The organism is Rhodobacter maris, assembly GCF_900217815.1.
Classification (GTDB): domain Bacteria; phylum Pseudomonadota; class Alphaproteobacteria; order Rhodobacterales; family Rhodobacteraceae; genus Rhodobacter; species Rhodobacter maris.
Window position 1 is genome coordinate 40,731 of sequence record NZ_OBMT01000012.1, and the last position, 23,069, is coordinate 63,799.

A 23,069-nucleotide genomic window follows, 5' to 3' on the forward strand; every position below is an offset into this window, starting at 1 on the left:
GGATCGAAAGGCTTTCACGGATTACGTCGCGTCACCTCCCAGGCGGCTCCGGGAGCCGTTCGGCACCAGCGGAACCTGTCGTGCAAGCGAAAAGCGCCGTCCGCCCAGAACTCGATCTCCAGCGGCACGAGCCGGAATCCCCCCCAGAACGGCGGGCGGGCAGGCATCGGCCCATGCATTGCCGTGACTTTCGCCACCTCCGCCATCAGCGCGGCGCGCGAGGGAAGCGCTTCACTTTGCCGCGACGCCCAGGCGCCCAGACGCGACTTGAGCGAGCGCGAAGCATAGTAGGAATCGGCCTGCGGACCGTCCTCGCGACTCACCAGACCCCGGACCCGAATCTGCCGCCGCAAGCTTTTCCAATGCGCCACGAAGGCGGCCTTGCCGAGGCCCGGGCCCGCGCCCTCGATCTCCTGTGCCTTCACCGAGCCGTAATTGGTGTAGAAGAGGAAGGCGCCCCCCGAGGGCGCGTTTTGCGCTTCGATTTCCTTCAGGAGCACCATCCGGACATTGGGCAGCCCCTCGGCGTCGACAGTGGCCAGCGCGATCGCATTCGGATCGTTGATCTCCGTCTTTTCCGCTTCGGCAAGCCATGCCTGTGCCAGCGCGAAAGGATCCTCCCCCGCGAAAATTCCCGTCCTGTCGCTCATCGGATCGTCCTTCCTGGCGGGCCGCGGGCGCCCCTTCGCTGCGACGACTGGGCCCCTGCCCCGGCGTCAACCCGCCTTGATGCCCCTGCATTCTTCGCCTAATGCTTTCGCACTTACCAGAGGGAAGCGGGAGAATCCGACATGACGACGGGCCTTATGGCGGGAAAGCGCGGTCTCATCATGGGGCTGGCCAATGACAAGTCGATCGCCTGGGGGATTGCCAAAGCGCTCTCCGATGCGGGCGCCGAACTGGCCTTTTCCTATCAGGGCGAGGCACTGAAAAAGCGCGTCGAACCGCTCGCCGCCTCGCTCGGCACGCCGCTTCTCTTTGAATGCGACGTCGCAAGTGAAGAGAGCCTCGATACGCTCTTTGCCGGGATCAAGGACGCCTGGGGCACGGTGGATTTCGTCGTCCATGCGATCGGCTTTTCCGACAAGAACGAGCTGCGGGGCCGCTATGTCGATACCTCGCGCGGCAACTTCACCATGACCATGGACATTTCGGTCTATTCCTTCACCGCGGTCTGTGCCCGCGCGGCGGCGCTGATGCCGAACGGCGGCGCGCTGCTCACCCTCACCTATTACGGCGCCGAGCAAGTGATGCCGCATTACAACGTGATGGGCGTGGCGAAGGCGGCGCTTGAGGCCTCGGTCAAATATATCGCGGAAGATCTTGGCAAGATCGGCATCCGCTGCAATGCGATCTCGGCCGGGCCGATCAAGACGCTTGCGGCCTCGGGCATCGGGGACTTCCGCTACATCATGAAGTGGAACGAACTCAATTCGCCGCTGCGCCGCAACGTGACGCAGGAAGAAGTCGGCAAAGCCGCGCTTTATCTCTGCTCCGATCTCGGCTCGGGCACCACGGGCGAGAACCTGCATGTGGATGCGGGCTATCACGTCGTCGGCATGAAGGCGGTGGATGCGCCCGATATCGACGTGGTGACGGGCCGCAAGGACTGAGCCCAACCCCGAGGGAAGAATGACGCTCGCCGCTTTTCTTGCGATCTATTTCGTGAACCTGGCGGCGGCGATCTCGCCCGGCCCGGCGGTGCTTCTGGCCGTGCGCACAAGCCTGCGCGAGGGCTTTGCCCGCGGGGTCTGGCTGGCTATCGGCATCGGGCTCGGGGCCTGCGTCTGGGCCTTGGCCGCGCTCTTCGGCCTTGCGCTTCTCTTCAAGATCGCCCCCGCCCTTTTGAGCGTGCTCAAGGTCGCGGGGGCGGGCTATCTTTTCTATCTTGCGGTGAAGATGTGGCGCCACGCACCCGAGCCACTCGATACGCGGATGGATGAGACAACCTCGGCGCGCTCGAACCTTGGCCTTGTCTGGCAAGGGATCGCGGCACAACTCGCCAATCCGAAACCGGCGGTCTTCTTTGGCACGATCTTCCTCACCTTCATCCCGCCGGATGCGGCCCTCTGGGCTTATGGCGTGATCCTCTTCATCGTCTTCTTCAACGACGCGGCCTGGAATGTGATTGTGGCGCGGATCTTTTCGCTCGACCATGCGCGCCGCGTCTATCTCGGGTTGAAAACCTTCATCGACCGTTTCTTTGGCGGGCTTCTGGGGCTTTTGGGCCTCAAGCTCGCCCTGAGCTGAGGAGCACACGCATGGCCGAGCGCTTGCCGCATGAAAAAGGCTTTCACGTAAGCTGGGACCAACTCCACCGCGACGCGCGCGCGCTCGCCTGGCGGCTGGATGGCAAGGGGCCGGGCGACGGCGCGTGGCGCGCCATCGTCGGCATCACCCGCGGCGGCATGGTGCCGGCGGCGATTGTGGCGCGCGAGCTCAACATCCGGGTGATCGATACGATCTCGGTGAAGGGCTACAACCACCAGACCCAATCCGACCCGGTGGTGATCAAGGCACCGCAGGATGATCTGATGGGCGATGGCGGTGAGGGCATTCTCGTCGTCGACGATCTCGTCGACTCGGGGCGGACGCTGGAGCTGGTGCGCAAGCTCTACCCGAAAGCGCATTTCGCCACCGTCTACGCCAAGCCGAAGGGGCGGTTGCAGGTGGATACGTTCATCACCGAGGTGAGCCAGGACACCTGGATCTTCTTCCCCTGGGATATGGCGCTGCAATATGTGCAACCCTATCGCGGCACCGATTGAGGGGGGCGGCCCTGCGGGCCGCTTGCCTCCGGCGGGGATATTTTTTGCAAGATGAAAGCGACGCGGCGTCTTTCGGGGCGCCGTTTTCTTTGCGGCGGGCCGCCCTCCCTGCCCTTGCCAAGCGCGCGCCCCGGTGGTGAGGTGGCGCGACGTTTGCCGGAGGCCCAGATGACCCTTTCCCCGCTCAACCCCGCGCTTGGTGCCACCTTCGCTCCCCCGGTGATGGAGGCGCGGCGCTGGCTTGAGGGGGTGCAGTTTGCGCCCGAGCGGCCGCTGATCAACGTGTCTCAAGCCGCGCCGGTCGAGCCCCCGCCGCTGGCGTTGCGCCAAGCCATTGCGACCGCCGCGCTCGACACCCCCGCCGCCCATCTTTACGGGCCTGTCCTCGGCCTGCCGGATTTGCGCGCAGAACTCGCCACGCAATGGTCGACGGCTTATGGCGGCGCGATCCGCGCCGATCAGGTGGCGATCACGCAGGGCTGCAACCAGGCCTTTTGCGCGGCCCTTGCCACGCTTGCGGGCGCGGGCGATGCGGTGCTTCTGCCGACGCCGTGGTATTTCAACCACAAGATGTGGCTCGACATGGCCGGGGTGGAGGCGGTGCCACTCCCCACCGGCGAGAGCCTGCTGCCGGACCCGGACCGCGCCGCGCGCCTGATCACGCCCGCCACCCGCGCCATCGTGCTCGTGACCCCCAACAACCCCGGGGGCGTCGAATATCCGGCAGAGCTTGTGCGCGCCTTTTACGAGCTCGCACGATCGCGCGGCCTCGCGCTGATCCTGGATGAGACCTACCGCGATTTTGACGCCCGTCCGGGCGCACCGCATGATCTCTTTGCCGATCCCGACTGGGCCGAGACGCTCATTCACCTTTATTCCTTCTCCAAGGCCTACCGGCTCACCGGCCACCGCGTCGGCGCCATCGTCGCCTCGGTCGCGCGGCTCGCGGAGGTGGAGAAATTTCTCGACACCGTGGCGATCTGCCCGAGCCAGCTTGGCCAGATCGGCGCGCTTTGGGGCATGCGCAACCTTGCTCAATGGGTCGCGGGCGAGCGCGCCGAGATCCTCGCGCGCCGCGCCGCGATGACGGCGGGTTTTGCCAGGCTCGACGGCTGGAAGCTCCTTGGCTGTGGTGCTTACTTTGCCTATGTCACCCATCCCTTCTCCCTGCCCTCCCCCGAATTCGCCAAAAGTCTCGTGCGCGAGGCCTCCCTTCTCCTGCTTCCGGGCACGATGTTCATGCCCGCCTCCGACCCAGAAGGCGCGCGCCAGCTCCGCATCGCCTTTGCCAATATCGACACCCCCACCATCGGCGAATTGATGAGACGGCTTGCCGCCCTCGCGCCGTGAGCCTTGCGGGTCCGCGCCCGAAGCCCTAAACACCGCTGAAAGGCCGAAAACCGGGAGGACGGGATGTCGACGAAGCTGCGCACGCATGGCAAGGGCGTTGTGGTCTGGATCCTGCTTGCGATGCTCGTCTTCGGGCTCGGCGGCTACGGGGTGCGCAGCTTCTCGAGCGGCGTCAAGGCGATCGGCTCGGTTGGCGGCACCGATATCACCGTGCAGGACTATGCCAATGCGCTCCGGCAGGAAATGAACGCTGCTGCGGCGCAGGTTGGCCGAGCGATGAGCTTTGAGGAAGCGCGCGCCATGGGCCTCGACCGCGCGGTGCAGGCGCGGCTCTTCGGGGCGGCAGCGCTTGGCGAACAGGCCGAGCGGCTGCATCTTTCGGTCGGCGATGCCGAGGTGAGCCGCCAGATCATGCAGGCGGCGCCCTTCCAGGGGGCAGACGGCAAGTTTGACCGTACGGCCTACCGCGAGGTTCTGCGCCGTCAGGGCTACACCGAAAAGGCGTTCGAGACCCGGCTGCGCGCCGATATCGCCCGTTCGATCCTGCAAGGAGCCGTGGCGGGGGGCGCGACGGCACCGAAAACGCTCGTGGATGCTTATGTCGGCTATCTGGGCGAGACCCGCGATATCAGCTTTGCCGAGATCACCGAGGCGGAACTCTCCACCCCGGTCGGCACGCCCGACACGGCGGCGCTGAAAGCCTATTACGAGGCCCATCAGGCCGATTTCACCAAGCCCGAGGCGCGCGAGATCACCTATGTCTGGCTCACGCCCGAAATGCTCGAGGACAAGGTCGAGATCGACGCGGCGTCGTTGCAGGCAAGCTATGACCAGCGCAAGGATGACTATGTCCAGCCCGAGCGCCGCGCGGTGTCCAAACTCGTTTTCCCGACCGAGGCAGAAGCCGAGGACGGCATGGCGAAGCTGGCCGCGGGCACGGTAACGCTCGCCGATCTCGCGAAGGAACGCGGGCTTGACCCGCAAGACATCGCGCTTGGCGAAGTGAGCGAGGCCGAGATCGGCGGCGCGGCGGGCAAGGCAGTCTTTGCCGCTCAGGGCCCCGGTGTGATCGGCCCCTTCGAGACGGATCTTGGCCCGGCGCTTTTCGAGATCACCGCCATCGTCCCGGGAGAAACGACGACGTTTGAGGAGGCGAAGCCGGATCTGAAAGCCGAACTCGCGATGGAGCGCGCACGGCGGATGATCTTGGACCAGACGAGCGATCTTGAGGACCGGCTCGCCTCGGGGGCGACGCTCGACGAGATGGCGCAGGAAACCGGGATGCAGCTTGGCCATATCTCGCTCTCGGCGGACACCACCGAGGGCATCGCCGCCTATGAGAGCTTTCGCGATGCCGCAAACAAGGTGACGGCGGAAGATTTCCCCGAACTCGGCACGCTCGACGATGGCGGCGTCTTCGCGCTGCAACTCGACGGCATCACCCCGGCGGCGCCGATCCCCTTCGAGGAGGTGCGCGACAAGGTCACCGAGGGCTGGCGTACCGCTGAGCTCACGCGCCTGAAGGAAGAGCGCGCGAAAGCGGTGATCGCCGATCTCGCAGCCGGCAAAAGCCTTGCCGATCAGGGTTTTGCCGCTCGCACCGAAGCGGGTCTCGCGCGCGGCGCCTTTGTCGAGGGCGCGCCGCAGGCGCTCGCCCGCACCGCTTTCGAAACCGCGCCCGGCAAGGCCGCCTCGCTCTCCGACGCTGGCAAGGTCTATGTGATCTCGGTCAGTGCGGTTCATGCTGCCAATCTTGAAAGTGCCGAGATGAAGCAGCTCACCGGCACCTTCTCGGACCGGCTGGGCCAGATGATCGGCAATGATCTCGTCGATTTCTACGCGCGCGCCGCGCAGGACGAAGCCGGCATCACGCTTGACAGCGCCGCGATCAACGCGGTGCAGTCCCAGATCCAGTAACGGAGGCCCCCATGGTTGCCCTTTCTCCCAGTTACGAGGCGTTCGAGGCGGCCTGGAGCGCGGGTCAGAACCAGCTTGTCTATGCGCGCCTCGCCGCAGATCTGGACACGCCGGTTTCGCTGATGCTCAAGCTGGCGGATGCGCGCGAAAACTCCTTCATGCTCGAATCCGTCACCGGCGGCGAGGTGCGGGGGCGCTATTCGATCATCGGCATGAAACCCGATGTGATCTGGAAATGCCACGGCGAGAAGGCCTGCATCAACCGGCAAGCCCGGTTCGAGGATCGCTTCGAAGACTTGCCGGGCCATCCGTTCGAGAGCCTGCGTGCGCTCATTGCCGAAAGCCGGATCGAGATGCCCGAGGATCTGCCCGCCGCGGCGGCCGGGCTTTTCGGCTATCTCGGCTATGACACGATCCGGCTGGTCGAGCATCTGCCGAACGTCAACCCCGACCCGCTCGGCGTTCCCGATGCGGTGCTCATGCGCCCCTCGGTGGTGGCCGTGCTCGATGGGGTGAAGGGCGACGTGATCCTTTGCGCCCCCGCTTTCCAGGGCTCGGGGCTTTCGGCGCGCGCCGCCTATGCGCAGGCCGCCGAGCGGGTGATGGATGCACTGCGCGATCTCGACCGCACGCCGACCCAGGGCCGCGAGATGGGCGAGGTGGCGAAAGTGGGGCCGTTGCGCTCGAACTTCACGCCCGAGAGCTACAAGGCCGCCGTTGAAAAGGCGAAAGATTACATCCGCGCGGGCGATATCTTTCAGGTCGTGCCGGCGCAACGCTGGGCTGCCGATTTCCCGCTGCCGCCGTTTGCGCTTTACCGCTCTCTGCGCCGCACCAACCCCTCGCCCTTCATGTTCTTTCTGAACTTCGGCAGCTTCCAGATCGTTGGCGCCAGCCCGGAGATCCTCGTGCGGCTGCGCGCGGGGGAGGTGACGATCCGCCCGATCGCAGGCACCCGCCCCCGCGGGCAGACGCCCGAGGAAGATCGCGCGCTTGAGGCCGATCTGCTCGCCGACAAGAAGGAACTGGCCGAGCATCTGATGCTCCTTGACCTTGGCCGGAACGATGTCGGCCGGGTGGCGAAGGTGGGGACCGTGCATCCGACCGAGAAATTCGTGATCGAGCGGTATTCCCACGTCATGCATATCGTTTCGAACGTGGTGGGCGAACTCGCCGAGGGCGAGGATGCGCTTTCGGCGCTGCTCGCGGGGCTGCCTGCGGGCACGGTGTCGGGCGCGCCCAAGGTGCGGGCGATGGAGATCATCGACGAGCTGGAGCCCGAAAAGCGCGGCATCTATGGCGGCGGCGTCGGCTATTTTGCCGCCAATGGCGAGATGGACATGTGCATCGCGCTGCGCACCGCCGTGGTGAAGGACCAGACGCTCTACATTCAGGCCGGCGGCGGCGTTGTCTATGACAGCGACCCGGAGGCCGAGTTTCAGGAAACGGTCAACAAATCCAAGGCGCTGCGCCGCGCCGCGGAGGATGCGGGCCTGTTCGTCCGGCACGGCAACAGCTGAGCTGCGGCACCCTCAGGGCGCCGCCATCGCCTCTACGGTGGCCGAGAGCGGCGCGAGGTTGAGCGCACTTGCCGCGCCTGCGCGCCAGTCCTCGAGCCCCGCGACGGATTCGGGCCAGGCCGAGAGCATCACCACCACCGCGCCATCGCGCCCGGCTTCAAAGGCCGCGCGCGCCAGCGTGCGCGTGATGTAGGGCGCTTTTTCACGACGCTGATCCAGCTCGCGCCAGATCCGGCTTTGCAGGCCCGCCCCTGCCGCGCCCATGCCCGCCGGACGCGTCACATAGACCATCCCCTCATCGGCGAGCGCCCGCTCGACCTGCTGGCGCAACAGGCTCACACCCTGAAACACCGGCGGATCGGGCTCGACGAGGGCAAGCGCCTCCGGCATCGCGGCGCGCCATGCGGCAAGCGCCACCTCCACATCCTTGGGGTCCGCCCCCGCCGGGAGCGGATCGGCCAGAAGCGCCACCTCGAACCCTGCCGCGCGATAATCGGCGGCAGCGGCGGCGGCATCGGGGCGGGCGGGATCGAGCACCACCGTCACCCAGGGGCCAAGCGCCTTGATCGTCTCGCGGTCGAGCCCGCCCGCGGCGGGGCCAACATCGCGCAACAGCACCGTGAGCCACGGCTTGCCGGGTTTTTCCGCATAGGCGGCAGCAAAGCGCTCGATCGCCGGGCCCTCGGCGGCAGGCATCGGCGCGGCGGAAGGCGCGGCCGCGGGCGCCTCATCAGACGCCGCCTTGGGTCCGGCCCCGGCAGTGGCAGGCCCCGATTGTGCCGCGGCGCCGATCTGCGGCAACCGGTTCACCCGGGTGCCCGCGGCATCGTCAAAACCGCGGCCCGTGCCGGGCACGATCACGCCCGGCAGCGCCGGACTGGCAGGAACCAGCGCCCCATCGGGCATCAGGGTGATCTCCTGCCCGGGGCCGGGGAGCGCGGCAACCGGTGGCAGATCGGGGGCGACGGTCTCGCCCGGGGGGGCGACAGGCATCTCGGGTGCCGCGCCGGGCAAGGTTTCAAGCGCGGCCTCCGGCGTCACCGGGTTGGTGGGGGCCGCGGGGGCCTTCGCCTCGGTCTCGGGGCGCGGTGGCGGATCGGTGACCGGATCGGCAGCGGGTGTCGCGGCCTCGGCCGGAGGCGCGGCAGGTGGCGCCGCCGCTCCGTTCGGCACGGCAGTTTCCGAACCGGGCGTGGGCGGCGTCTCGGCACTGTCGCGCACGAATTCAGACCCTGCGGGCAGCGGCACCTCCTGCGCCGGCCCACTGCGGGCCGCACTCGCCTCGTCAGATGCGGGGGGCGCTTTGGTCTTGGACTCGGGGACAACGGGCGGCACAGCCGTTTCAGGACGGGACATGGCCCCCGGTCCGGCCACGGTTCCGGCGGGGGCGACCGCCGTCCGGGTGGTCGGGGGGGGAGGCAGTATCAGCGAGGCCGCAGCAAGCCCCAGCCCCGAAACGACGACCCCGGTCGTCAGTCCCGCAATCACGCCACGCGCCATTCTCCGCTCTCCCGTTTCACGCCTGTTCCGGCTCTTGTGCTTTCTGCGCCCGAGGGCCGCGCCCTCCCAGCGCCTTGCGGGCTTGACCCCGGCCGCCTGCTCTGAGCATCTATACCCCGACGTCGGGCCCGGTTCACCCCCAGAATGCGGGCGGCGAGGAAGGAATGCCCATGCTGCTGCTCATCGACAACTACGACAGCTTCACCTACAACCTCGTCCATTATTTCGGCGAGCTCGGCGCCGATGTGAAGGTGGTGCGCAACGACGCGATGGATGTGCAGGAGGCGATGGGCCTTGGCGCAGAGGCGATCGTGCTCTCCCCCGGCCCCTGCGACCCCGCTCAGGCGGGCATCTGCATTCCGCTGACGCTGGCGGCCGCCGAGGCGGGCGTGCCGTTGATGGGGGTCTGCCTTGGCCATCAGACCATTGGCGAGGCTTTTGGCGGCAAGGTGATCCGCGCGGGCGAGATCGTGCATGGCAAGATGGGGGCGATCCACCACGCGGGCAAAGGCGTCTTTGCCGGGCTGCCCTCACCGTTTCAGGCCACGCGCTATCATTCGCTGATCGTCGAGCGCGAAAGCCTGCCCGATTGCCTTGAGGTCACCGCATGGCTTGAGGGGGGCATGATCATGGGCCTGCGCCACAAAGAAAAGCTGATCGAGGGGGTGCAGTTCCACCCCGAGTCGATCGCTTCCGAACACGGCCATCAGATGCTGCGCAATTTCCTCGATACCGCGAAAGTGAAGGTGAGCGCATGAGCGAGCTCAAACCCCTGATCGGCCTTGCCGCCGAACGCGCCCTGACCCGCGCCGAGGCCGAGACCGCCTTTGAGGCGCTCTTTGAGGGCGCGGCGACCCCCGCACAGATGGGCGGGCTTTTGATGGCTTTGCGCACCCGCGGCGAAACGGTCGACGAAATCGCCGCCGCGGCCGCGGTGATGCGCGCGAAGATGACCCGGATCACCGCGCCTGCAGGCGCGATCGACATCGTCGGCACCGGCGGCGACGGCAAGGGCACGCTCAATATCTCGACCGCCACCGCGCTTGTGGTCGCGGGCGCCGGTGTGCCGGTCGCCAAGCACGGCAACCGCAATCTCTCCTCCAAATCCGGCGCCGCCGATGCGCTCACCGCGCTCGGGCTTGACGTGATGAAAGGCCCGGCCGCCGCGCAACAGGCGCTGAACGAGGTGGGCCTCACCTTCCTCATGGCGCCGATGCATCATCCGGCGATGAAGCATATCGGCCCCACCCGGGTTGAACTTGGCACGCGCACGGTGTTCAATCTGCTTGGCCCGCTGACCAACCCCGCGGGCGTGAAGCGCCAGCTCACCGGCGCCTTCTCCCGCGCCTGGATCCGGCCGATGGCCGAGGTGCTCAAGGCGCTCGGCTCCGAAGCCGCCTGGCTCGTGCATGGCTCGGACGGTACCGATGAGCTTTCGATCTGCGGCGTGAGCTGGGTGGCGGCGCTCGTCAATGGCGAGATCACCGAATTCGAGGTGCATCCGGAAGAGGCCGGCCTCCCCGCCCATCCGTTCGAGGCGATCATGGGCGGCGAGCCCTCTGAAAACGCGGCCGCCCTGCGCGCGCTTCTGGCAGGGGCACGGAGCGCCTACCGCGATGCCGTGCTGCTCAATGCCGCCGCTGCGCTCGTGGTGGCGGGCAAGGCGGGCACGCTCCGCGAGGGCGCGCAGATCGGCGCGGAAAGCATCGACAGCGGCGCGGCAGAGGCCAAACTTGCCGCGCTGAAAGCGGTGCTCGACGCATGACGAACATCCTCGACCGGATCAAGGCCTACAAGCTTGAGGAAGTGGCGGCGGCAAAGGCCGCGCGGCCTCTGGCCGAGGTGGAGGCCGCGGCCAAGGCCGAAGCCCCGGCCCGCGGCTTTGCCGAAGCGCTTCGCAACAAATCCGCGCAAGGCTATGGCCTGATTGCCGAAATCAAGAAAGCCTCGCCCTCGAAAGGGCTGATCCGCCCGGATTTTGACCCGCCCGCGCTGGCCAAGGCCTATGAGGCGGGCGGCGCCGCCTGCCTCTCGGTGCTGACCGATGGCCCGAGCTTTCAGGGCGCGCCTGACTTTCTCGTCGCCGCCCGCGCGGCCTGTGCGCTCCCCGCGCTGCGCAAGGATTTTCTCTACGATCCCTATCAGGTCGCCGAGGCGCGTGCCTGGGGGGCGGACTGCATCCTGATCATCATGGCCTCGGTTGAGGACAGCCTCGCCGTGGAGCTGGAGGATGTGGCCTTTGGCTGGGGCATGGATGTGCTGGTCGAGGTGCATGACGGCGCGGAGCTTGACCGCGCGCTCAAGCACCTGAAATCGTCGCTGCTGGGCGTGAACAACCGCAATCTGAAGACTTTCGAGGTGACGCTCGATGTCACCCGCACGCTTGCGCCGACGATCCTTGCCGAAGGGCGCGAATTGGTCTGCGAAAGCGGGATCTTCACGCGCGAGGACATGGCGGCGATGGCCGAGGTTGGCACGCGGCGGTTCCTGATCGGCGAAAGCCTGATGCGGCAGGCCGATGTGGCGGGGGCAACCCGCGCGCTGCTCGCATGCTGAGCCATTTCGACGGCGCCGGAAAGGCGCATATGGTCGATGTCTCGGACAAGCCGGTGACGGCACGCGAGGCAGTGGCGGAGGGCTGCATCGTGATGGCGCCCGAGACGCTGGCGCTTGTCCTGCAGGGCACAGCGGAAAAGGGCGATGTTCTGGGCATCGCCCGCGTCGCCGGGATCATGGGAGCGAAGAAGACCTCCGAGCTTATTCCGCTCTGCCATCCGCTGCCGATCACCAGGGTGGCGCTTGAGCTGACGCCCGATGAGGCTTTGCCCGGAGTGCGGATCCGCGCCACGGTGAAGACCACAGGGCAGACCGGGGTGGAAATGGAGGCGCTGACTGCCGTTTCGGTCGCCGCGCTGACGCTTTACGACATGCTTAAGGCGGCCGAGAAATCCATGCATATCGAGGAGATACGGCTTGTGATGAAGGATGGCGGCAAATCGGGCCGCTATGAGGCCGCGCCGTGATTTCTGTCGCGGAGGCGCTCGCGCAGGTGCTGGCGCTCGCCCGACCGCTTCCGCCCGAGCGCGTGCCGCTTGCCGAAGCGCTTGGCCGTGTGCTGGCCCAGCCGGTCACGGCCCGCCTCACCCAGCCGCCCTTCGATGCCGCGGCGATGGATGGCTACTGGATTGCCGCGGCCGATGCCCGCCCCGGCGCGCGGCTTATCGTGACCGGCGCGGCCGCGGCGGGCCATGCGCATCAGGGCGCGCTTTCCCCCGGACAGGCCTTGCGCATTTTTACCGGCGCGCCCTGCCCCGCAGCCCCCGGCCGGGTGATCCCGCAGGAAGATGTGACCCGCGAAGGCGACGGCATCACCCTTGGCACCTTGCCGAAATCCGCCCATATCCGGCCCCGCGGCGGCGATTTTGCCGAGGGCGCCGAGGTGTTTCCGCGCCGCCCGCTCACACCGCGCGATCTGGGCCTGATGGCCGCGATGAACATCGCAGAGCTGCCGGTGCATCGCCGCCCCCAGGTTGCGATCATCGCCACCGGCGACGAACTCGTGATGCCGGGGGAGCGCCCCGGCCCGGACCAGATCCTGTGCTCGAACAGCTTTTTGCTTGCGGGCGCGGTGACTCAGGCAGGCGGTATCGCGCGCATGCTGCCGATCGCGCGCGATACCGAGGCGAGCCTGCGTGCCGTGCTCGGCGCGGCCGAAGGCGCCGATCTGATCGTCACTTCCGGGGGCGCCTCGGTGGGGGAGCATGATCTAGTCGGCAAGGTCGCGGGCGAGATGGGGCTCGCGCGCGCCTTCTGGCAAGTGGCGATGAAACCCGGCAAGCCCTTGATGGCGGGGCGGCTCGGGGGGGCTGTGCTTTTGGGTCTGCCCGGCAATCCGGTGGCCGCGGCGGTTTGCGCCGATCTCTTCCTTGCACCGGTTTTAAAGCGTTTTCAGGGCCTTGAGATTCCGGCCAGCACCGCCAAAGCGGTGCTTGGTTGCGATGTGCCGCCGGAAGGTCCGCGTGCGCACTACCAGCGTGCCCGCCTTTCGCTGGGCGGCGATCTTCCGGTGATCACCCCTTTCGCGCAGCAGGATTCCGCGGGGCTGAGCGTATTGGCGCAGGCGGATGCGCTTTTGATCCGCCCGCCGCAAGACGGCCCCCGGAGCGCGGGCGAGATCGTCGACTATCTGCCGCTTTGAGCCGGACGCGTTGACACGAAACGCGAACGAGGTTAGAACAAGAGGTGAACGCAGGGGGACGTCTGGCACGAGGGGATCGTGAATGCTGACACGCAAGCAACTGGAACTTCTCGAATTCATCCAAAAGCGCATGGCGCGCGACGGGGTGCCCCCGTCTTTCGACGAAATGAAGGATGCGCTCGATTTACGCTCGAAATCGGGTATTCACCGGCTCATCACCGCGCTGGAAGAGCGCGGCTTCATTCGCCGGCTGGCGCATCGGGCGCGGGCGCTGGAAATCGTGAAACTGCCCGAGTCGCTCGAGGCGGCAGCGGTCGCCGCCGCAGCGACACCGGCGAAGCCGAAGGTCCGTCCCGAGGGGATCGAAGGCGACCGGGTGGACCCGCCACGCGGCGCGATGGCCGTGGCAGCGGCCGCGCTGGAGATCCCCCTGATGGGGCGGATCGCGGCCGGGGTACCGATCGAGGCGATTGCCGAGATCTCGCATCATGTGGCGGTGCCCGGCGCGATGGTTTCCGGCCGAGGCGCGCATTACGCCCTTGAGGTCAAGGGCGATTCGATGATCGAGGCGGGGATCAACGATGGCGACATCGTGGTGATCCGCTCACAGGGCACGGCGGAGAGCGGCGAGATCGTGGTGGCACTGATCGAGGATCACGAGGCGACATTGAAGCGCTATTTCCGCCGCAGCGGGATGATTGCGCTCGAGGCGGCGAACCCGGCCTATGAGACGCGGATGCTGCGCGAGGATCAGGTGAAGGTGCAAGGCCGCCTTGTGGGGCTGATCCGCAGCTATTGAGGCGGGCGGGTCCAGAGCCGGTTGCCAGCCTCCGTCGTAACCGAGCGCATCCGGCCCGCCACATCGAAGGCGAGCGCACCGCTCCGCGCGAGGCTGCGGCTGTCGTAAAGCGTGCACGCGCCGGTGAAATCCACGGGCGCGGGTTTGTCAATCACGACCAGAGCCGAAGCCCGGCAGGCCTCGGGCAGGGCCGCGGGCGCGCCCTTCCCCGTCAGATGCACGAGGGCATGGCCCTGCCACTCCGCCTGCCGGCGGCCCCTCGGGCCGACAAACCCCGGGCGTTCGGCAGCCTCTTCGGGCGTGGCCGTGTCGCCATCGGCCACAAGCCAGCCCTCGGCGGTATAAACAGGCGCGGCTTTGGACAGGGCGCGTCCCGACGGGGTCATCAGCCCGACAAGCGCGCCCTCAGGCGCGATCAGCAGGGCCGGGCGTGGGGCGAGCGCCCAGCCGGCAACACTGAGCGCGAGCATGATGACGGCGCAGGCGCGTAGGCCCCCCCGGGCCAGCACGGCGACAGCTGCAGCGAGCGCCATGGTCGGCAGCACCCATCCGGGCGGCGCGGGAAGCACGCTTTGCGCGCCGTCAAGCCCCGCCACCCAGGCGGCGACGGCGAGCACCCAGCCGGTGCCCTTGCCCATCACCCAGAGCGCGGGGCCCGCAAGGCCAAAGGGCGCGAGGCAGGCGGCGATCACGCCTGCAGGCATCACCACGACCCCCATCATCGGCACTGCGAGCAGATTGGCGAGCAGGCCGTAATGCGACATGCGCCCGAAATGCGCCGCCGCGATCGGCGCGGTGACGACCCCGGCGACCAGCGAGGTGAGGATCAACATCGCCAGCGGGCGCAACGGAACGGGGATGTGCTTTTGCCAGGCAGGCCAGGGTTTTGCGATCAGGATCAGCGCCACGGTTGCGGCGAAGCTCATCTGGAAGCCGGGGCCGAGCAGCGCCTCGGGCCAGAGGGCGAGCAGGACGAGGGCGGCAAGTGCTACGGTGTTCAGGGAAAGCGCGCGGCGGTCGAGCAGCACCGCCGAAAGCATCACCGAGGTCATGATCCAGGCGCGCTGGGTGGCGATATCGGCGCCGGAAATCCACAGATAGGCGGTCGAGGCCAGAAGCGCCGCGATGGCGGCGATTTTTTTCGTGTTCCACCAGAGCGCCACCCAGCCGATCAACGCGAACCCATGGCGGATCGCGGCGAAAACGAAGCCCGCGAGCATCCCCATATGCAGCCCGGAGATCGAGACGATATGATAGAGATTGGCGGCGCGCATCTCTTCGTTCGTGGCCTCCTCGATGCCGGAGCGGTCCCCCGTCATCAGCGCGGCCGAGACCGCCCCTGCCTGCCCCGGGATGCGCGCCTGCATCGCCGCGGAAAGCTGCATCCGCAGCCGGTGCGCGGCAAGCGCCCGGTCGTCCGGGTCGGGCGGGGCGATCACCACGACGGGCGCGCGGGTATAACCGACGGCGCCGAGCCTTTCGAACCAGGCGGTGCGGCGGAAATCCCAGGCACCGGGCTCCACCGGGCCATTGGGCGGGCTCAGATGCGCCGTGGTCATGACCACCAGCCCCGGCTCCGGAGCGAGCGCATCGCCCCCCCCATGCAACGCGATGCGCACCTTTGCGGGCGTGCGCGCGGGGGGAGTGCCGGGCAGGCGCACCTGATCGAGAGTGAGGCGCAACACGTCGCGCGCCGAGCGGTCGATCCGCAGAATTCGCCCCTCGACCGGGCCATAATAGCGATGCGCAAGCACCGGGGCGGCGACGGTGCGAGCGCGCAGATCGGCGGCCAGAAGCCCGCAAGCGACGAAGATCAAAAGCGCCGCAGGCAGTCGCACGGGCCCCGCGCCCCGCGCCCAGACCAGCGCAGCGGCGAGCGTCACCGCACCCGCCAACACACGCAGCCCCGCCGTCGGCTCGTCGGGGAGCGTGAAATAGCCCCCGATCCCAAGACCGAGCGCGAGCGGTGCCCAGAGCATCCAGTCGAGTTGGGCACGCGCAACCGCGCCGAGAGGGTCGGAAAGCCCGGCCATGCGGAGACCCCGCGCGAGCGGCCCAGCTTCGAAACCGCTGCCCCCGGCGATCCGCTGCACTTGTCGCGCCCCCCCTTGGTGATTTAGAGAAATCCCCAAGAGAGCCTACGGGCATCATGGTTTCCAAAAGGTTAACGTGGCCGCTCCGGACCCATCGGCGCGCCGCGAGAAAGGCCCCAATGTCGCAAAAGCCAATGTCGCAAAAGATCGTCACCCGCTTCGCCCCCTCGCCCACCGGCTATCTGCATATCGGTGGTGCGCGCACGGCGCTGTTCAACTGGCTCTACGCGCGCGGCCACGGCGGCACGTTCCTTCTGCGCATCGAGGATACCGACCGCGCCCGCTCCACTCCCGAGGCGACGGCGGCGATCCTGAAAGGGCTCGACTGGCTCGGGCTCGATTACGACGGCGAGGTGGTGAGCCAGTTCGAGCGCGCGCCGCGCCATGCCGAGGTGGCCCGCGAGATGCTGGCCCGGGGCATGGCCTACAAGTGCTTCTCCACGCAGGAGGAGATCGAGGCCTTCCGCGAGGCCGCCCGAGCCGAAGGCAAATCGACGCTGTTCCAGAGCCCGTGGCGGGACGCCGACCCTGGCACGCATCCCGATGGCGCTTACGTGATCCGCCTGAAGGCCCCGCGCGAAGGGGTGACGGTGATCGAGGACAAGGTGCAGGGCAAGGTGACCTTCCGCAACGACACGCTCGATGACATGGTCTGTTTACGTTCGGATGGCACACCGACCTATATGCTGGCGGTGGTGGTTGACGATCATGATATGGGTGTGACGCATGTGATCCGCGGTGATGACCACCTGACCAATGCCGCGCGGCAGGTGCAGGTCTACACTGCGATGGGCTGGGATGTGCCCGCTTTCGCGCATATTCCGCTCATTCACGGCCCCGATGGCAAGAAGCTCTCGAAGCGCCACGGCGCGGTCGGGCTCGAGCAATATCAGGCCATGGGCTACCCGGCGGCGGGGATGCGCAATTACCTTGCCCGGCTGGGCTGGAGCCATGGTGACGATGAATTCTTCACCGATGCGCAAGCGAAGGACTGGTTCGAGCTGGAAGGAATCGGCCGCGCGCCCTCGCGGCTCGACTTCAAGAAGCTCGAGAACATCTGCGGCCAGCATATCGCGCAGATCCCCGATGCCGATCTGATGCCGCAAATCCACGCTTATCTGGAGGCGGCCGGGGAAGCTTCACTTTCCCCTCACCAATCCGACGCTTTGCTTGCGGCCCTGCCGCTTGCCAAGACCGGCGCGAAGACCTTTGGGCAACTCCTTGAAAAGGCGCGCTTTGCACTGATCTCGCGGCCCGTGGCGATGGATGAGAAGGCAGAGAAAGCGCTCGACTCTGTATCCCGTGGTATACTGGGAGAATTGACGCAGAGGCTGCAAAATGCTAGCTGGACGCGGGAAGACCTCGAAGCCGTTGCCGCGGAGCTGGCGCAGGCGCAGGGAATCGGCCTTGGCAAGATTGCCGCGCCGATCCGCGCCGCGCTCGCAGGCCGCACGGCCACTCCCTCGGTCTTCGACATGATGGAATTGCTCGGCCGTGACGAAGTCCTGGCCCGGCTGGAAGATCAGGCGGCCTGACCGGGCCGCCTTTCCCGGGAAACCGGAAAGACCGCGAGCCGGATTTGTCGGCTTCCGGCCCAGACGCGCCGACGCGACCCGTCGGCTGACAGGAGAGGTTCTTATGGCTGAAACCCAACGCGTTGCCACACTCACGCTAGACGGCAAAACTTACGAATTGCCGGTGATTTCGCCCACCGTCGGGCCGGACGTGCTCGATATCCGCAAGCTCTACGGGCAGGCGGATGTGTTCACCTATGACCCCGGCTTCACCTCCACCGCGGCCTGCGAATCGGAGATCACCTATATCGACGGGGACAAGGGTGAGCTTCTCTACCGCGGCTATCCGATCGAGCAATTGGCCGAAAAGTCGCACTACCTCGAAGTCTGCTATCTGCTCTTGAACGGCGAGTTGCCGAACGCCAAGCAGATGGAAGATTTCGAATATCGGATCACGCGGCACACCATGCTGCACGAACAGATCCACATGTTCTTCCGCGGCTTCCGTCGTGACAGCCACCCGATGGCGACGATGGTGGGCGTGGTCGGCGCGATGTCGGCCTTCTATCACGACAGCTTGGACATCAACGACCCGTGGCAGCGTGAGGTCGCCGCGATGCGGATGATCGCGAAACTGCCGACGATCGCCGCGATGGCCTATAAATATTCCATCGGTCAGCCGATGGTCTATCCGCGCAACGATCTGAACTACGCGGAAAACTTCCTGCACATGTGCTTCTCGGTTCCGGCCGAGCCCTATACCGTGAAGCCGGAACTGGCCAAGGCCATGGACCGGATCATGATGCTGCATGCCGATCACGAGCAAAACGCCTCGACCTCGACGGTGCGCCTGGCCGGTTCTTCGGGCGCGAACCCCTTTGCCTGTATCGCCGCCGGCATCGCCTGCCTCTGGGGCCCGGCCCATGGCGGCGCCAACCAGGCCTGCCTTGAGATGCTGCGCGAGATCGGCTCGGTCGAGCGGATCCCGGACTACATTGCCAAGGCGAAGGACAAGAACGACCCGTTCCGCCTGATGGGCTTTGGCCACCGCGTCTACAAGAACTTCGACCCGCGCGCCAAGGTGATGAAGGAATCGGCCGACGAGGTGCTTGAGCTTCTGGGCATCCACAACAACCCGACGCTGCAGGTGGCCAAGGAACTCGAACGGATCGCGCTTGAGGACGATTACTTCGTCTCGAAAAAGCTCTATCCGAACGTCGACTTCTATTCCGGTATCATCCTCGAGGCGATGGGCTTCCCCACCGCGATGTTCACCCCGATTTTCGCGCTCTCGCGTACAGTGGGCTGGATTTCGCAATGGAAGGAAATGCTCGGCGATCCGACCGGCAAGATCGGCCGTCCGCGCCAGCTCTATACCGGCAAGACGATGCGCGATTATCTCGACGTCGCCGCGCGCTGAGCGCTCGCAGTGGCGTGCAAGACAAGGCCGGGGGAAACCCCGGTCTTTTGATGTTGCGGGCCTTGACGGATGCGCCCCGGCGCGCTTCTCTGGGCCGGTATCGAGCATCTCGGAGGGTCTGATGGGCAAGCCGCAGTCGATCGCGATTTCCGCCACGCCGCAGGAGGTTTTCGCCCGCTATGAGGCGGTGGAAAGCTGGGCACAATGGGATCCGGAAGTGCGCTCTGTCTCATTGCCCGAGGGGCTGCTCGTGGGCGCGCGCGGCTGGCTCAAGCCGCGCAAGGGGCCGCGCTCGGCGATCGTGGTGACGGAGGTGACGCATGGGCGCTCCTTCACCGTCGAAAGCCCGCTGCCACTCGCAAAACTGCGCTTTCATCATCGGCTTGAGGCAACCGAGACGGGCTGCACCACACAGCATTGGCTGAGCTACGGCGGGCCGCTCGGCTTTTTGCTCGCGCTCACCGCGGGCCGGTCGATCGAAGCGGGGATGGTGCAGACACTGGCCGGGCTGAAGGCCGAATGCGAGGGCACCGCCCCCATGCGCTGAGCCCATTCCCCCCTCGGCGTTGCACAGGGCTGCCCCCGGTGCTATTTTGCCCCGGGGATCCCGGTGATCCCCGAAAGGAGAGACCATGGTCTGGCTGCTCACGCTTTACACGCTCTTTTCGCTCGCGCTCCTGTTCGGCGCGGCCGAGCTGGAACGTCGCGCCATCACCGAACGCCGCCGCGGCCCCAATGGCCGGGCGATGCTGCTCTCTCTGGTGATCTCGGTCGTCGCCTCCGTTTTCGTGATCATCGGCGGCGCGATCTCCTCGGGCTGGATCTATATCCTGCATCTGCTGGGCGCCTCGATCCTCTATCATGGCTTCATGGGGATCTCGCTCGTGCACGGGCTGCAGGAGACCTCGGCCCGCACGGCGCGCCAGCGTTTGCCGGCGCGCGTCTGAGCCCCGCATCTTCGCCTCCCGCCGCACATCCGCGCCGCATTCCGCTCGCGTGCGCGCAAATGTCGCTTTCGCGCTGTCTCCTGCCCTGAACCCGGCGCTAGGGTGGCGCAAAGGGAGACGGCGATGTTTCTGAGCGTTTTCGATATTTTCAAGGTGGGCGTCGGCCCTTCCTCCTCACATACGATGGGGCCGATGGTGGCGGGGGGGCGGTTTCTTGAGACGCTGCGCGCCTCGCCCTTCCATGCAAAAGGGCTGCGGGTGCATCTGCACGGCTCGCTCGCCTTTACCGGCAAGGGGCATGCCACCGACCGCGCCACGATCCTCGGCCTCGCCGGATTCCTGCCCGAGAGTTACGAGCATGAGGCCGCCGAGGCCGCGCTGACCGCAAACCGCGAGAGCCACCGGCTCTGCCCGGAGGGGCTCACTCCGCTCGCCTTCGACCCCGATCATGATCTCATTTTCGACTATGGCGCGGCGCTGCCGGGCCATGCGAATGGCATGGTGATCGAGGCGCTCGATGCCGAGGGCGACGTGATCCTGCGCGAGACCTATTATTCGATCGGCGGCGGCTTCGTGCTGACGGAAGCCGAGCATGCCGCCGTGGATGACCGCGCGCTCTCCACCCCTTCGGCGGTGCCCTTCCCCTTCCGTTCCGCCGCAGAAATGCTGACGATGGCACATGGCTCAGGGCTGACGATCGCGCAGATGAAATGGCGCAACGAACGCCGCTACCGCTCCGAGGAAGAGATCACCGCCGGGCTCGCGCGGGTCTGGCAGGTGATGAACGAGTGCCTCACGCGCGGGCTTGAGGGGGCGGGTGAACTGCCGGGGGGCTTGCGCGTCAAGCGGCGCGCCAAGGCAATTCACGAGGCGCTGCTGGCCGAGCGCGGCATGAACCTCGCCGCGCCGCATACGATCAACGACTGGATCTCCTGCTATGCGATGGCCGTGAACGAGGAGAATGCCGCGGGCGGGCAAGTGGTGACTGCCCCCACCAATGGCGCGGCAGGTGTGGTGCCCGCGGTGATCCGCTACTGGCTCGACCATGTGCCGGGCGCGACCTCCTCTCGGGTCGGGGAATTCCTTCTCACCGCCGCCGCCGTGGGCGGGATCATCAAGACCAATGCCTCGATTTCTGGCGCGGAATGCGGCTGTCAGGCGGAGGTCGGCTCGGCCGCGGCGATGGCGGCGGCGGGGCTGGCGGCCGTACTTGGCGGCACCCCCGAGCAGATCGAGAACGCCGCCGAGATCGCGCTCGAGCATCATCTCGGCATGACCTGCGACCCGGTGAAAGGGCTCGTGCAGGTGCCCTGTATCGAGCGAAACGGGCTTGGCGCGATCAAGGCGATCTCGGCGGCCTCGCTCGCGCTGCGGGGCGATGGCACCCATCTCGTGCCGCTCGACGCGGCCATCGAGACGATGCGCCAGACCGGGCGTGACATGCATGAGCATTACAAGGAAACCAGCCTCGGCGGGCTTGCGGTGAACGTTCCGAACTGCTGATTTCGGGAGAAGCGCGCCCTCCTTGGGCGGGCTCAGCATGCAGCGGGGGGCAGCCTCCCCCCCCCCGCCCGCTCAGATATGCAGCGCCCGCCCGTAGGCGTCGAGCACCGATTCGTGCATCATCTCGCTCAGCGTCGGATGCGGGAAGACGGTCTGCATCAGATCTTCTTCCGTCGTCTCGAGCGTGCGCCCGATCACATAGCCCTGGATCATCTCGGTCACTTCGGCGCCGACCATATGCGCGCCCAAAAGCTCGCCCGTCTTGGCGTCGAACACGGTTTTCACCATCCCCTCGGCCTCGCCAAGCGCGATCGCCTTGCCGTTGCCGATGAAGGGGAAGCGGCCGACCTTGACCGCGTAGCCCGCCTCTTTCGCCTTGGCCTCCGTCAGCCCCACGCTCGCCACTTGCGGGTGGCAATAGGTGCAACCCGCAATCGAGCCGGGCTTGATCGGATGGGCGTGTTTGCCCGCGATGAGTTCGGCCACCATCACGCCCTCATGGCTCGCCTTGTGCGCAAGCCAGGGCGCACCGGCGATGTCACCAATCGCATAGAGCCCCGCCACACCGGTGCGGCAGAAGTCATCGACCACCACATGGCTGCGATCGATCTTCACCCCAAGCGCCTCAAGCCCGAGCCCCTCGACATTGCCGACGATGCCGACCGCCGAAATCACCGTGTCGAATTCCGCGGTCGTCACACCCTTGGCATCTTCAAGATGGGCCACGACCTTGCCGGGAGAGCGATCAAGCTGCTTCACCGTGGTCTTTTCGAGGATTTTCATCCCCTGTTTCACGAACTGCTTTTTCGCGAAGGCAGAGATCTCGGCATCTTCCACCGGCAGCACCCGGTCGAGCACTTCCACCACTGTCGTCTCGGCGCCGAGCGTGTTGAAGAAGCTCGCAAATTCGATCCCGATCGCGCCCGAGCCGATGACGAGCAGCTTTTTCGGCATGCGTTTGGCCACCAGCGCGTGTTTGTAGCTCCACACCAATTCGCCATCGGCTTCGAGCCCGGGCAGTTGCCGTGCCCGCGCGCCGGTGGCGAGCACGATGTTCTTCGCGGTGATTTCTTCGACGGTATCGCCGGATTTCACCGCCACTACGCCTTGGCGCGGCAGCGTGGCCTCGCCCATGAAGACCGCGATCTTGTTCTTCTTCATCAGATGGCCGATGCCGCCCGAGAGCTGCTTGGCGACGGCGCGCGAGCGCGCCACCACGGCTTCGAGGTCAAAGCCAACCTTCTCGGCGGAAAGGCCGAATTCCTTGGCGCGGTGCATCAGGTGGAACACTTCCGCCGAGCGCAGCAGCGCCTTGGTCGGGATGCAGCCCCAGTTCAGGCAGATGCCGCCCAGATGCTCGCGCTCGACCACCGCGACCTTCAGGCCCAGTTGCGCGCCGCGGATCGCGGCCACATAGCCGCCCGGCCCCGCACCGATAACGATCATGTCGAAGCTCTTCGCGGCCATCGGATCCTCCATCAAAAGATGGTTTGGTGCTAAACTATTTCCGCCCCCGCTTCAAGAAGCCGCACCCAGAATT

General features: G+C 66.7%; 21 protein-coding genes. 17 read left to right on the forward strand and 4 right to left on the reverse strand.

Going from position 1 to position 23,069, the window contains the following annotated elements; translation table 11 throughout:
* Nucleotides 1–14 precede the first annotated feature (14 nt).
* Complete coding sequence (pdxH, locus tag CRO22_RS14225) at nucleotides 15–650, reverse strand: pyridoxamine 5'-phosphate oxidase (RefSeq protein ID WP_097070831.1); 636 nt, start codon at nucleotides 648–650, stop codon at nucleotides 15–17.
* 141 nt (nucleotides 651–791) lie between these two features.
* On the opposite strand from pdxH, the gene fabI reads away from it, so the two are divergent.
* From fabI to trpE, 6 genes are all read left to right on the forward strand, one after another.
* Nucleotides 792–1,613: an enoyl-ACP reductase FabI gene (fabI, locus tag CRO22_RS14230; protein WP_097070832.1), complete on the forward strand. Its 822-nt coding sequence runs from the start codon at nucleotides 792–794 to the stop codon at nucleotides 1,611–1,613.
* 19 nt (nucleotides 1,614–1,632) lie between these two features.
* Entirely contained in the window at nucleotides 1,633–2,250 is a 618-nt protein-coding gene (locus CRO22_RS14235) for a LysE family translocator (RefSeq protein ID WP_097070833.1), read from the forward strand.
* An 11-nt stretch (nucleotides 2,251–2,261) separates the two neighbouring features.
* Entirely contained in the window at nucleotides 2,262–2,768 is a 507-nt protein-coding gene (gene gpt, locus CRO22_RS14240) for a xanthine phosphoribosyltransferase (RefSeq protein ID WP_097070834.1), read from the forward strand.
* A 168-nt stretch (nucleotides 2,769–2,936) separates the two neighbouring features.
* Nucleotides 2,937–4,118 (forward strand): aminotransferase, encoded by a 1,182-nt coding sequence (locus CRO22_RS14245; protein WP_097070835.1) that lies wholly within the window; start codon nucleotides 2,937–2,939, stop codon nucleotides 4,116–4,118.
* Nucleotides 4,119–4,181: 63 nt separating this feature from the next.
* Entirely contained in the window at nucleotides 4,182–6,035 is a 1,854-nt protein-coding gene (locus CRO22_RS14250; protein WP_097070836.1) for a SurA N-terminal domain-containing protein, read from the forward strand.
* 11 nt (nucleotides 6,036–6,046) lie between these two features.
* The gene (gene trpE, locus CRO22_RS14255) at nucleotides 6,047–7,555 is read left to right on the forward strand and encodes an anthranilate synthase component I (RefSeq protein ID WP_097070837.1); all 1,509 of its coding nucleotides are present in this window, start codon (nucleotides 6,047–6,049) and stop codon (nucleotides 7,553–7,555) included.
* Nucleotides 7,556–7,567: 12 nt separating this feature from the next.
* Here trpE and CRO22_RS14260 read toward each other — a convergent pair whose 3' ends face one another.
* Nucleotides 7,568–9,055: a divergent polysaccharide deacetylase family protein gene (locus CRO22_RS14260; RefSeq protein ID WP_097070838.1), complete on the reverse strand. Its 1,488-nt coding sequence runs from the start codon at nucleotides 9,053–9,055 to the stop codon at nucleotides 7,568–7,570.
* 170 nt (nucleotides 9,056–9,225) lie between these two features.
* Here CRO22_RS14260 and CRO22_RS14265 point away from each other — a divergent pair, with 170 nt between their 5' ends.
* From CRO22_RS14265 to lexA, 6 genes are all read left to right on the forward strand, one after another.
* Nucleotides 9,226–9,813 (forward strand): anthranilate synthase component II, encoded by a 588-nt coding sequence (locus CRO22_RS14265; RefSeq protein ID WP_097070839.1) that lies wholly within the window; start codon nucleotides 9,226–9,228, stop codon nucleotides 9,811–9,813.
* Entirely contained in the window at nucleotides 9,810–10,820 is a 1,011-nt protein-coding gene (gene trpD, locus CRO22_RS14270) for an anthranilate phosphoribosyltransferase (protein ID WP_097070840.1), read from the forward strand. The genes CRO22_RS14265 and trpD overlap by 4 nt, the downstream gene beginning before the upstream one ends.
* Entirely contained in the window at nucleotides 10,817–11,611 is a 795-nt protein-coding gene (trpC, locus tag CRO22_RS14275) for an indole-3-glycerol phosphate synthase TrpC (RefSeq protein WP_097070841.1), read from the forward strand. The genes trpD and trpC overlap by 4 nt, the downstream gene beginning before the upstream one ends.
* Nucleotides 11,605–12,078: a cyclic pyranopterin monophosphate synthase MoaC gene (gene moaC / locus CRO22_RS14280; RefSeq protein WP_097070842.1), complete on the forward strand. Its 474-nt coding sequence runs from the start codon at nucleotides 11,605–11,607 to the stop codon at nucleotides 12,076–12,078. Before trpC ends, moaC begins: the two co-directional genes overlap by 7 nt.
* Entirely contained in the window at nucleotides 12,075–13,253 is a 1,179-nt protein-coding gene (locus tag CRO22_RS14285) for a molybdopterin molybdotransferase MoeA (RefSeq protein WP_097070843.1), read from the forward strand. Before moaC ends, CRO22_RS14285 begins: the two co-directional genes overlap by 4 nt.
* 82 nt (nucleotides 13,254–13,335) lie before the next feature.
* Nucleotides 13,336–14,052: a transcriptional repressor LexA gene (lexA, locus tag CRO22_RS14290; protein WP_097070844.1), complete on the forward strand. Its 717-nt coding sequence runs from the start codon at nucleotides 13,336–13,338 to the stop codon at nucleotides 14,050–14,052.
* On the opposite strand, the gene CRO22_RS14295 is transcribed toward lexA, so the two are convergent.
* Complete coding sequence (locus CRO22_RS14295) at nucleotides 14,046–16,085, reverse strand: ComEC/Rec2 family competence protein (protein ID WP_097070877.1); 2,040 nt, start codon at nucleotides 16,083–16,085, stop codon at nucleotides 14,046–14,048. The two genes, lexA and CRO22_RS14295, sit on opposite strands and share 7 nt — an antisense overlap.
* Before the next feature lie 194 nt (nucleotides 16,086–16,279).
* Here CRO22_RS14295 and gltX point away from each other — a divergent pair, with 194 nt between their 5' ends.
* From gltX to CRO22_RS14320, 5 genes are all read left to right on the forward strand, one after another.
* Complete coding sequence (gene gltX, locus CRO22_RS14300) at nucleotides 16,280–17,680, forward strand: glutamate--tRNA ligase (RefSeq protein ID WP_097070845.1); 1,401 nt, start codon at nucleotides 16,280–16,282, stop codon at nucleotides 17,678–17,680.
* Nucleotides 17,681–17,783: 103 nt separating this feature from the next.
* A complete protein-coding gene (gltA, locus tag CRO22_RS14305) occupies nucleotides 17,784–19,079 on the forward strand; it encodes a citrate synthase (RefSeq protein ID WP_097070846.1) in 1,296 nt (431 codons plus the stop codon).
* A gap of 121 nt (nucleotides 19,080–19,200) precedes the next feature.
* On the forward strand, nucleotides 19,201–19,626 hold the full coding sequence (locus tag CRO22_RS14310; RefSeq protein WP_097070847.1) for an SRPBCC family protein: 426 nt from the start codon (nucleotides 19,201–19,203) through the stop codon (nucleotides 19,624–19,626).
* Nucleotides 19,627–19,711: 85 nt separating this feature from the next.
* Nucleotides 19,712–20,026 carry a hypothetical protein gene (locus CRO22_RS14315; protein WP_097070848.1) on the forward strand — a complete coding sequence of 105 codons (315 nt, stop codon included), beginning with the start codon at nucleotides 19,712–19,714 and terminating at the stop codon, nucleotides 20,024–20,026.
* 123 nt (nucleotides 20,027–20,149) lie between these two features.
* Entirely contained in the window at nucleotides 20,150–21,529 is a 1,380-nt protein-coding gene (locus tag CRO22_RS14320) for an L-serine ammonia-lyase (RefSeq protein ID WP_097070849.1), read from the forward strand.
* Between the two features lie 72 nt (nucleotides 21,530–21,601).
* Here CRO22_RS14320 and lpdA read toward each other — a convergent pair whose 3' ends face one another.
* Complete coding sequence (gene lpdA, locus CRO22_RS14325) at nucleotides 21,602–22,996, reverse strand: dihydrolipoyl dehydrogenase (protein ID WP_097070850.1); 1,395 nt, start codon at nucleotides 22,994–22,996, stop codon at nucleotides 21,602–21,604.
* Nucleotides 22,997–23,069 lie beyond the last annotated feature (73 nt).

Excerpts from the sequence above, each read along its gene's own strand:
- pdxH (WP_097070831.1), bottom strand. The coding sequence starts at position 650 with ATGAGCGACAGGACGGGAATTTTCGCGGGGGAGGATCCTTTCGCGCTG.
- fabI (WP_097070832.1), top strand. The coding sequence starts at position 792 with ATGACGACGGGCCTTATGGCGGGAAAGCGCGGTCTCATCATGGGGCTG.
- CRO22_RS14235 (WP_097070833.1), top strand. The coding sequence starts at position 1,633 with ATGACGCTCGCCGCTTTTCTTGCGATCTATTTCGTGAACCTGGCGGCG.
- gpt (WP_097070834.1), top strand. The coding sequence starts at position 2,262 with ATGGCCGAGCGCTTGCCGCATGAAAAAGGCTTTCACGTAAGCTGGGAC.
- CRO22_RS14245 (WP_097070835.1), top strand. The coding sequence starts at position 2,937 with ATGACCCTTTCCCCGCTCAACCCCGCGCTTGGTGCCACCTTCGCTCCC.
- CRO22_RS14250 (WP_097070836.1), top strand. The coding sequence starts at position 4,182 with ATGTCGACGAAGCTGCGCACGCATGGCAAGGGCGTTGTGGTCTGGATC.
- trpE (WP_097070837.1), top strand. The coding sequence starts at position 6,047 with ATGGTTGCCCTTTCTCCCAGTTACGAGGCGTTCGAGGCGGCCTGGAGC.
- CRO22_RS14260 (WP_097070838.1), bottom strand. The coding sequence starts at position 9,055 with ATGGCGCGTGGCGTGATTGCGGGACTGACGACCGGGGTCGTCGTTTCG.
- CRO22_RS14265 (WP_097070839.1), top strand. The coding sequence starts at position 9,226 with ATGCTGCTGCTCATCGACAACTACGACAGCTTCACCTACAACCTCGTC.
- trpD (WP_097070840.1), top strand. The coding sequence starts at position 9,810 with ATGAGCGAGCTCAAACCCCTGATCGGCCTTGCCGCCGAACGCGCCCTG.
- trpC (WP_097070841.1), top strand. The coding sequence starts at position 10,817 with ATGACGAACATCCTCGACCGGATCAAGGCCTACAAGCTTGAGGAAGTG.
- moaC (WP_097070842.1), top strand. The coding sequence starts at position 11,605 with ATGCTGAGCCATTTCGACGGCGCCGGAAAGGCGCATATGGTCGATGTC.
- lexA (WP_097070844.1), top strand. The coding sequence starts at position 13,336 with ATGCTGACACGCAAGCAACTGGAACTTCTCGAATTCATCCAAAAGCGC.
- CRO22_RS14295 (WP_097070877.1), bottom strand. The coding sequence starts at position 16,085 with ATGGCCGGGCTTTCCGACCCTCTCGGCGCGGTTGCGCGTGCCCAACTC.
- gltX (WP_097070845.1), top strand. The coding sequence starts at position 16,280 with ATGTCGCAAAAGATCGTCACCCGCTTCGCCCCCTCGCCCACCGGCTAT.
- gltA (WP_097070846.1), top strand. The coding sequence starts at position 17,784 with ATGGCTGAAACCCAACGCGTTGCCACACTCACGCTAGACGGCAAAACT.
- CRO22_RS14310 (WP_097070847.1), top strand. The coding sequence starts at position 19,201 with ATGGGCAAGCCGCAGTCGATCGCGATTTCCGCCACGCCGCAGGAGGTT.
- CRO22_RS14315 (WP_097070848.1), top strand. The coding sequence starts at position 19,712 with ATGGTCTGGCTGCTCACGCTTTACACGCTCTTTTCGCTCGCGCTCCTG.
- CRO22_RS14320 (WP_097070849.1), top strand. The coding sequence starts at position 20,150 with ATGTTTCTGAGCGTTTTCGATATTTTCAAGGTGGGCGTCGGCCCTTCC.
- lpdA (WP_097070850.1), bottom strand. The coding sequence starts at position 22,996 with ATGGCCGCGAAGAGCTTCGACATGATCGTTATCGGTGCGGGGCCGGGC.